Below are 8563 nucleotides of genomic sequence, written 5' to 3'. Positions count from 1 at the left end.
AAACTCCAGGCAAAGCTATGAACGACCGCTCCATACAGCATGCTATCCGCATGGCCATGAATCAGGCGGGCTTTGAACAGTATGGTTTTTCTGCACATTCTATCAGGCATTCCTTTGCTACACACCTCTTGGATGCTGGTACGGATATCCATACCATCAAGCAGCTTCTAGGACATTCCAAGATAGAGACTACCATGATCTATCTCCACCTGACCAAACAGCGAAGGGATAAACTCGTCTCTCCTCTTGACCTGCTCGGTCATGGAAACTAATGTTTCTTTCCAGTCCTTGTTCAGGCATCAATCCATCTCCAACTTCAATCCTTACAGCAGAACGGTTTTCGCCGATCTTGCTGCCTGTCATACGGCTGCAAAAGGGTATCACCTCAGCAGGTGCAATGATCAGCAATGTGGAAACATCGCCCATAGATACCATTCCTGCGGTAACAGGCACTGCCCCAACTGTGGAAGCATGAAAAGGGATGCCTGGATTGAGAGTAGAATGAACGAACTCCTACCTACCGCCTATTACCATATCGTCTTTACCCTGCCACATGAACTCAATCCAGTATTCATGGGTAACAGAGCTAAGCTATTCGACCTTTTGTTTCTGGCAGCTTCCCAAACCCTGCTCAAGCATGCCAGGATGCCCGAATACCTAGGTGCTGAACCAGGGATCACAATGGTACTGCACACATGGGGACAGGATTTAAGTTTTCATCCTCACGTCCACTGCATCGTCAGTGCTGGAGGATATGACGGGAAGCGGTGGATTGAAGCCAAACGTAAAAACAACAGGTTTCTTTTTCCTCAGAAAAGTATGGCTGGCATGTTCAAAGCTATTTTCATGGAGGGGTTGGAAAAAGACAGCTCAATTGGCTGGATTGGAAATAAAAACAGCTTACTGAAAGCCATCAGGTTCAAAAAATGGAACGTCTATGCCAAAGCTCCTTTCGGTTCACCCGATAGAGTCGTCCAGTACCTTGGACGCTATACGCACAAGATTGCTATCACCAGACACCGAATCCTTGAGGTCAACGCAACACATATCAAGTTCAGGTATAAAGACTACGCCGACGGTTCCAAAACCAAACAGATGTGGCTTACACATCAGGAATTCCTTCGACGGTTTGAGCAGCATATATTGCCAAAAAGGTTTGTCAAGATCCGCCACTTCGGATACCTGAGACTACAAGGAAAAACTGAACGGTTGACCTTGATACGGTCGTCACTCAATATGCAACTGGCCAAACCCAAAGTCATCATCCCATTCCAGATCAGAATGTTTGAAAAATACGGCAGGGATATCCACCAATGCCCTTGCTGCGAACACGGAAGAATGGAAACTATCTTTGATACTAGGGACAAATCAGGTAGAAAGCGAAAACCTTTCAAACCAAATCCCGGACCTTCTTGATCAACTTACAGGATCTAAGAAATCAGAGTTGGGTCCAAGACATGCCGAAAATTCAAATCCCCAGATGTTGGGTAGGGGAAGTCATGCCCAAAGCAAAGCAAAAACTCCTAAATACAACCAAAAACTAAAATAACCGATTCCAAAAACCCTCAAATCAGCTTACTATTCCACCTAGCAAGCCCTTCACCCTACGGATGTCAGTCAACAGCCACTAGCAAAAAGCCCTGATAGATTTTTTCTCCTATCAGGGCTTTTTTTCGAGGGCTTTTCTCTAGTGGGCTAAATGTTATAGCCAGTTTTTCTATTTTCAGTCTCCATAAGTTCTATACCAGTTTTCTTTAATTTTCCAGTTGTTCTCTGGTCGTTTTGCAATTTTTTCATCTAATCTTTTTATCTCTTCTGGGTCGTCCGTGTAAACAAAATGTGTTGAAGGCGAGTCAAAAAAATTACGAAAAACCCAAAATGTCACTGTCGTTCCATTATTTTCTTCATTTCTTGATATACCAATGTCGTTTCCGCCATTTGATACTACGGGAAATTTAAAAGGTAATTCACAAACCCATCCATTCCAGCTTACATTTGGATTTAGTTCTTTGTCCTTTACTTGTTCTACAATTTCATTTCTTTTGTTTTCAAGAATGAACCAGTCTACTTTTTCTATTACAAGATTGGTTTTATGTCGGTAAAGTGTCAATAAAAAGAGTAGTGAAAATGTCACAAGTTTAGCAATGCGAAGCTTAGTTAATGTTTTCCTTTCTTTAAATGTCTTTACTAATTGAATTATTGTCAGAATTAATAATGTCAAAGTCAGTCCTAACCATATAAATGCTAAAAAGAAAAAATTCATATAATAATAGTTTATCAGGGTCAAAATAACCCAAACTACTATTGTCCATATAAGTCCTTTTTTTGTCACTGTGTCGGTTTCTCTAAAATTGGCTATAACGTGTCGCAGCTACACGCAGGCAGGGATTTTTACAACTGAACTTCCTGCGAAGAGCTGAACTTCAAATTTAGCATTTTCCTGTCCTACGAAGCACGAAACCCCTGCTTGTGTGTAGGTGCTGTTATGCGGTCGGCTTTCTTTCAGGATATTTGTTAAGTTCATCTTTTAGTCCTTTTTTAATTGTGATTAATTCGTCTCTATCAGCCGAAATGTCTACAAAATATTCTTTATCATCTGTCGCAGATTTTGGTCTGCATTCTAAATCAAATTTTATTCTAATTAATTTGTTCTTGTCTGTCGGCTCGTTTAAAAGTTCAAAAGATAGATTTGGTTCTGTAAATGTCATTAATCTATATTCTGGTTCTTTGTCTGTTGAAAGTTGGTCAAACCAATCTATGATTTCTTGAACTTCCCAAGTAGTCAAAGAAGGGTCTATTGTTTGCCATTTACCAACCTTACTGTCAACTTTCAAATATATGTTCAGCCAATTACCGTCCCAATCACCTTCTTGGTTGTCGGGAAATTGGTAGTTGGTTATTTTTAATTCAACTGTTTGACTGTCAACCCCTGAAAAAATCATTTTCTTGCTTGATTTTTATAGCGTTCTACAAACTCTTTGGCATCTCGAATATTGTCAGGATAAGGAACCAAATTTTCATATTTAGTAAATCCGTTTATTGTCTTGGTAACGGTTTCATAAATGTGTTGATAATAAAAGCCATTGTCTATTAAAAACTTAACAGTCTCCCATTTTTTCTCTTCCGACTTTTTTGGCGGTCTGAACCTATGAGGTAAAAGAGTCATTTGTTTTCCACAATCAGGACAATTAGCTTCCTTTCTGTCATTAAAGTCAGTTCCTTGGCTAAATGATTTTTTACAGTCTAAACAAACTACTTTATGTCCCATTTTCTGTGTTATTGTGTTTTCTAAGCTGCCGCATAACGTTTTGGCGCTTGGCGCAGTGGCGGATTTCGGAGCACAAAACTGTCAATACACCACAAAAGTTGATGCGAGGTAGAATGTTCAATTAACCACTTCACCCGCCATTGAGCCAAACGCCTGTTAGGTGCTGCCTTTCCTGTATTTGTCAGTTTGTTTTCTGTTGTCATTTCTTTTTTTGTTTGTTCTTTTCGGTAAGCAGGGTTAAAGTGTCAAGTCTGCTATTCGTGCTTTCTAATTGTTTTGAAAGTCTCTCAATGTTACTCTTCAAATCGTCAATTTCTTTTGATTGTAACCCGTCTTTTAATTGGAGTTCGATAATCGTTTTTTCTTGATTTTTTAGTGTTTGTTCAGTTGCATTTTCTTTGTCGTTTCCTAAAAAAATACTTGTGCAAAATAGCACTATTCCTAACAAAGCAGTTCTTGTCTGATAGTTGAAATATTTATTATACTGACTTTCGGCATTTTCGCTACTTAGTCCGATACCACCACATATAATGCTTAGAACAAAAGAAAAGAATGAAAAGCCTGTAATAATGTAATATAGAATACCGACTTCTCTTTTGTCAATGATAAATACAGCAAAAACTGAAACAACTGTTATCATTGTCAGTGATGCAGTAATTAATTGTGTGCTTATTAGCGAGTTGTTTTTTCCGTTCATTATCCCCAAGTTTTTTGTCCGGTTGTTCTAAGTTTTGACCATAATGTATCAATAGATTTCATTATTTGGTGACCACTTATTTCTTCAAATTCGTTATTGTCTTTTACTTCATTTATAATCATTTCGATGTCGGACTTTATATTTTCTTCAAGTTCAAAAACAAATTTTTCGTTTTGAAGATTCTTTAATTCGTTTCTTTCAATTAAAGGTCTTACAATTAGTTGGTGAAAGTTTACAATCAAAAAATATTTTGCATCTGGTCGCAATATATTGTCAACGTCTTTTTTGTCTATGGATTTTCTAATACTCCGAATAAAATAATATTCATTGTATGGAAAAGGTCTTCTTCTTTTGTATTCTATTTCATAGACATACTCTGCATAAAGCAGTTCAAAAATTCTGTTGTATTCGCTGTCCATTTGTTTATTTTTTGAGTGTTATTTTTTTTTGAGTGTCTGTCCTTTAAGGTTGCACCTAACGTTTTGCTTTCCTTTATAGAGGAAAGCATTCTTATTTAGGACGCTTTCCTCAATATAGTGGAAATAACCTTTTAAATATATTCAAAAATTAAATATCTAGGTTATCTAGAGGACTGATTATTTGCTCAAACCCCTTAGTTGTCACATGAGTGTAAATTTGTGTGGTTTTTGGACTTTCATGACCCAATAAACTTTGAATATATCTCAAATCTGTCCCCCGCTCCAACAAATGTGTTGCAAACGAATGACGCAAAGTATGAACAGTGGCTTTTTTAGAAATTTTTGAATTCTTTAAAGCAGTTTTGAGTATGGCAGAAATACTTGTTGAAGAATATTTAACTGGCTGATCCTCTGAGCTTCCCTGCCCTTCAAATAAATAGAAATGTGGTCTCTCTTTCTTTATGTAAACACGCAAAATTTCAAGCGTTTTTTTTGATAATAGTGTATATCTATCCTTTTTACCCTTTGCTTGTTCTACCCTTATTTGCATCCGTTGAGAATCTATATCATTTATCTTTAAATTTATCAATTCACTAATTCGCAAACCTGCAGAATAAATTGTTATTAAAATTGCCTTATGCTTGATGTTTTTGATTGACTTCATGATGGCTGAAATTTCTTCTTCACTTAATACCACCGGTAATATTTTTTCTCTAATCGGTCTATCAACATGGTAATATTTTCTTTCCCCTCCTCTAACTTTTTCAAAGTAAAATTTTATAGCATTGATGGCTTGGTTTTGGTACGAACTTGAGACTTTTCTCTCATTGACCAAATACCTCGAGAAATCCATTACTTCCTTTTCACCTAATTCTTCCAAAGGGATTTGAACAAAATAGTTCAAAAACTCTTCAAATAATGGAACGTATGCTTTGATAGTACCTTCACTATACCTCCGCTCCTCCAACTTATGAATATATTCCTCTGGACACTTACGGTAATTAGGTATCTCAGCACTTGACTTGCGCTGAACCTTGTCTGGTGCTGCTTCTTCTCTGAAAATCAAGAAAAAACCCAACTCTACTATTTTCTTTTTCAATTCCTCCAAAAACTGTTCTGAATAAGGAATACTCCAAAACTTGTGCTTGCTATCCCATTGATAGTACGGAAAGCTCTTAACTACTTTCATCAGCTCAGCATGAAATCCAAAATATAAGCGGAGCTGCGCCTTCGCTGTCTTGATTATCAATACTTGATTTTTATCCAATAAGACTGTCTCGTCTTTCTGCGGAACTTCTATTACCGGACGCTCTGAAATACTTGTCAACCGCTCTCCAAAATATCCCTTAATCTTTTCCAAATTCCCTGGATAATGGGGAATTTCCCAAAAAAAACCTTCCTTATTCCATCTCGAATATTGAATACCACGGATAAATTTGATGTCATCATCATTCTTGGGAATCTTTAGAATTAGCTTCTTCCCAATGATTTCTAAAGAAATGGGTCTTTGTTCCATATCAGTATACTTAAACTAAAAAAAAATCATTCTTAAAATTACCTAAAATAAAAACCCTGGTAAAGAGACTTATACAAATTAAACGTTTAAATCTGGAAAACTCCTTCTCAAAATAAAATACCTCAGGTTGACCCGAGGCTTTTCATCTTATATAAATAATCGATTGTCCAATGGGTAGAGACCTTCGGGGTTTTTGGAAACCCCAAAGGTCTTGTGTAGCTGGTGCCATTACGAAAAAATAGCCTCTAATCTCTCAGAGGCTATTTTAGTCTACAATCTTTGTGTCTTCGTGTCTTTGTGGCAAATTCACCTACCTATGAAAAAGGATACTTACCTTTCTCAATCATGTAATCTGCTATTTGCCTTCTCAAGGTTTTGGTATCTACCAAATCCATCTTGGTAAAGCGCTTCAAGCCCATCAGCATCACTTTCTGCTCATCTCCTTTGGTAAATGAGCCTATAGCTTCTTTGGCTGCGGCATTGATCTTATCTACGGCACCTGCTAGATAGACTTGTGCCATAGCAATCTGATGCTTGGCAGCTTCTTCTCCTTTGCTTTTGGCAAGCTTTTCTGCTCTGAGGATGGCAGACTCTACGGCGTAGATCTCTATCATCACATCCGCCAGATTCATCATGATCTCTTGCTCGGATTCTATTTTGTCTTGCAGGGCCATAGCCGCTTTGCCACCGACCATCAAGAAGACTTTCTTAAGCCTCTTCAGTACATCTTTCTCCGCGGCAAAAAGCTCCGAAGTATCAATGGTCTCAAAACTCGGCACTGAGGTCAATTCTTGTGATACAGCCATGGCTGGTTCGAAAAGGTTGATGTCGCCTTTCATGGCTCGCTTCAAGACCATTCCCACCATCAGCATGCGGTTGATCTCATTGGTACCCTCATAGATCCTCACAATCCTAGCATCTCTATAAGCTCGCTCCATCGGTGCATCTGCTGAGTAACCCATGCCTCCATATACTTGTACTCCTTGATCTGCAGCATAATCTAGCACTTCTGATCCATGCACCTTGGATATGGCACATTCTATCGCAAATTCCTCCACACCTTTGAGTTTTGCTTCGTTTTCGTCCATTCCAGCTGCTACCAGTGCATTGATCTTATCCTCAATGTCCTGACCCACGCGATAGGTCAGAGATTCTGATACAAATGTACGGATAGCCATCTCTGCAAGCTTGGACTTGATCGCTCCAAAGGTATTGATGCTGACACCAAACTGCTTTCTCTCTGTGGAATACTTGATACAATTGCTGATGATATACCTGCCACCATTGAGGATACCGGATCCAAGCTTTACCCTGCCTACATTGAGGATGTTTACGGCGATTTTGAATCCATTACCTCTTGAAGAGAGCATGTTTTCTACAGGTACTTTACAGTCATTGAAGAACACCTGTCTGGTAGAGGATCCTTTGATACCCATCTTTTTCTCCTCCTCATTCATCGTGATCCCTCCGAAGGATTTCTCTACAATAAATGCCGTGAGGTTCTTGTCATCTTCGATCTTGGCAAAGACAATGAAAACATCTGCAAATCCTGCATTGGAAATCCACATCTTCTGTCCATTGATCAAGTAGTGCTTCCCATCAGCTGTAAGTGTGGCCTTGGTCTTGCCACTGTTGGCATCCGAGCCGGCGTCTGGTTCGGTAAGGCAATAGCATGCCGCCCATTCTCCTGTAGCTAGCTTTGGAAGGTACTTGGATTTCTGTGCATCATCACCGTAGAAAAGGATAGGCAATGTACCAATTCCTGTGTGAGCACCATAAGTGGTTGAGAATGATCCCGCCGAACCAATGATATCCGCTATCAGCAATGAGGTATTGAAACTCATACCCATGCCACCATAATTTTCAGGAACAGAAATACCAAGTAGTCCAAGCTCTCCTGCCTTCTTGAAAATAGAAGGTACCAGGTCTGGATTCTTCATGCTGTCGATCTCTTCGATATTCGGAGTGATCTCCGTATCGATAAAATCCTGGCAAGCCTGTGCCATCATTCGCTGTTCTTCACTAAACTCTTCAAAGATGAAGATATCGTCGGCCTCAGTTTCCTTTATCAGAAACTCGCCGCCATTGATTGATTTTTTGGTTATTGTTGACATAATTAGAGACTTTAGACTCAAGACGTAAGACAAGCAATAGCCCTACAGATAAGTCATTATTTTTTTTAGATGTGAGATATGAGATGTGAGATATGAGATGTGAGCTAGTTTGAAATTTTATTTATAAGAGAATAGGTCATTTTTTGTATTTCATTAATTTCTACATTGAATTTTTCAAAATCACTTAGACTCAAAAACTCTAATTCCATTGAGATAATTAATTGAGTTTCTAATTCACATAAAGATCCGTATGCAATTCCAAGAAATTGAAGAAACTCCTTATTTCCTCTCCTTCCTGCTCCCTCAGCAATATTTGAAGGTACTGAAACCGAACATCTTCTAATTTGAGAAGTCAAACCAAACTTTTCCTCTGAAGGAAAAAGTTTGGTTGCTTTATATACACTTATAGCTAGTTTGATGGATCTCTTCCAGATTTCCAATTCTTTATGATTATTCATAATTCTATAGGTTAAAGTTTGAAAATTAATTATCCCTAATCCATAATTGAACATTATTATTAAATCTTATAAAGACCAAAACGGCGTCACT

At 38.3% G+C, this 8563-nt stretch carries 10 protein-coding genes; 2 read left to right on the top strand and 8 right to left on the bottom strand.

Annotated elements, in window-relative coordinates:
• Both MM214_RS07515 and MM214_RS07510 read left to right on the top strand, forming a co-directional pair.
• Window positions 1-272, top strand: a 272-nt coding sequence (locus tag MM214_RS07515; protein ID WP_241293965.1) for a tyrosine-type recombinase/integrase, incomplete at its 5' end; no start/stop codon positions are given.
• The gene (locus tag MM214_RS07510; protein ID WP_241293963.1) at window positions 262-1416 is read left to right on the top strand and encodes an IS91 family transposase; all 1155 of its coding nucleotides are present in this window, start codon (window positions 262-264) and stop codon (window positions 1414-1416) included. The genes MM214_RS07515 and MM214_RS07510, both read left to right, overlap by 11 nt.
• A gap of 307 nt (window positions 1417-1723) precedes the next feature.
• Here the strand turns inward: MM214_RS07510 and MM214_RS07505 are convergent, their stop codons facing one another.
• The 8 genes from MM214_RS07505 to MM214_RS07470 form a co-directional block, all read right to left on the bottom strand.
• On the bottom strand, window positions 1724-2263 hold the full coding sequence (locus MM214_RS07505) for a hypothetical protein (RefSeq protein ID WP_241293961.1): 540 nt from the start codon (window positions 2261-2263) through the stop codon (window positions 1724-1726).
• A 220-nt stretch (window positions 2264-2483) separates the two neighbouring features.
• Entirely contained in the window at window positions 2484-2942 is a 459-nt protein-coding gene (locus tag MM214_RS07500) for a WapI family immunity protein (RefSeq protein WP_241293959.1), read from the bottom strand.
• Window positions 2939-3268: a hypothetical protein gene (locus tag MM214_RS07495; protein WP_241293957.1), complete on the bottom strand. Its 330-nt coding sequence runs from the start codon at window positions 3266-3268 to the stop codon at window positions 2939-2941. Before MM214_RS07495 ends, MM214_RS07500 begins: the two co-directional genes overlap by 4 nt.
• 199 nt (window positions 3269-3467) lie before the next feature.
• Window positions 3468-3965: a hypothetical protein gene (locus tag MM214_RS07490; protein ID WP_241293955.1), complete on the bottom strand. Its 498-nt coding sequence runs from the start codon at window positions 3963-3965 to the stop codon at window positions 3468-3470.
• Window positions 3965-4384 carry a hypothetical protein gene (locus MM214_RS07485; RefSeq protein ID WP_241293953.1) on the bottom strand — a complete coding sequence of 140 codons (420 nt, stop codon included), beginning with the start codon at window positions 4382-4384 and terminating at the stop codon, window positions 3965-3967. The genes MM214_RS07490 and MM214_RS07485 overlap by 1 nt, the downstream gene beginning before the upstream one ends.
• Window positions 4385-4532: 148 nt before the next feature.
• Window positions 4533-5900 (bottom strand): tyrosine-type recombinase/integrase, encoded by a 1368-nt coding sequence (locus tag MM214_RS07480; RefSeq protein ID WP_241293951.1) that lies wholly within the window; start codon window positions 5898-5900, stop codon window positions 4533-4535.
• Window positions 5901-6214: 314 nt separating this feature from the next.
• The gene (locus MM214_RS07475; RefSeq protein ID WP_241293949.1) at window positions 6215-8014 is read right to left on the bottom strand and encodes an acyl-CoA dehydrogenase family protein; all 1800 of its coding nucleotides are present in this window, start codon (window positions 8012-8014) and stop codon (window positions 6215-6217) included.
• 104 nt (window positions 8015-8118) lie between these two features.
• Window positions 8119-8472, bottom strand: coding sequence for a four helix bundle protein (locus tag MM214_RS07470; protein ID WP_241293947.1), 354 nt, complete (start codon window positions 8470-8472; stop codon window positions 8119-8121).
• Window positions 8473-8563 lie beyond the last annotated feature (91 nt).

It is taken from the genome of Belliella kenyensis (genome assembly GCF_022549675.1).
In the GTDB taxonomy this organism is placed as follows: domain Bacteria; phylum Bacteroidota; class Bacteroidia; order Cytophagales; family Cyclobacteriaceae; genus Belliella; species Belliella kenyensis.
This window is presented reverse-complemented; position numbering and strand designations above follow the sequence as displayed.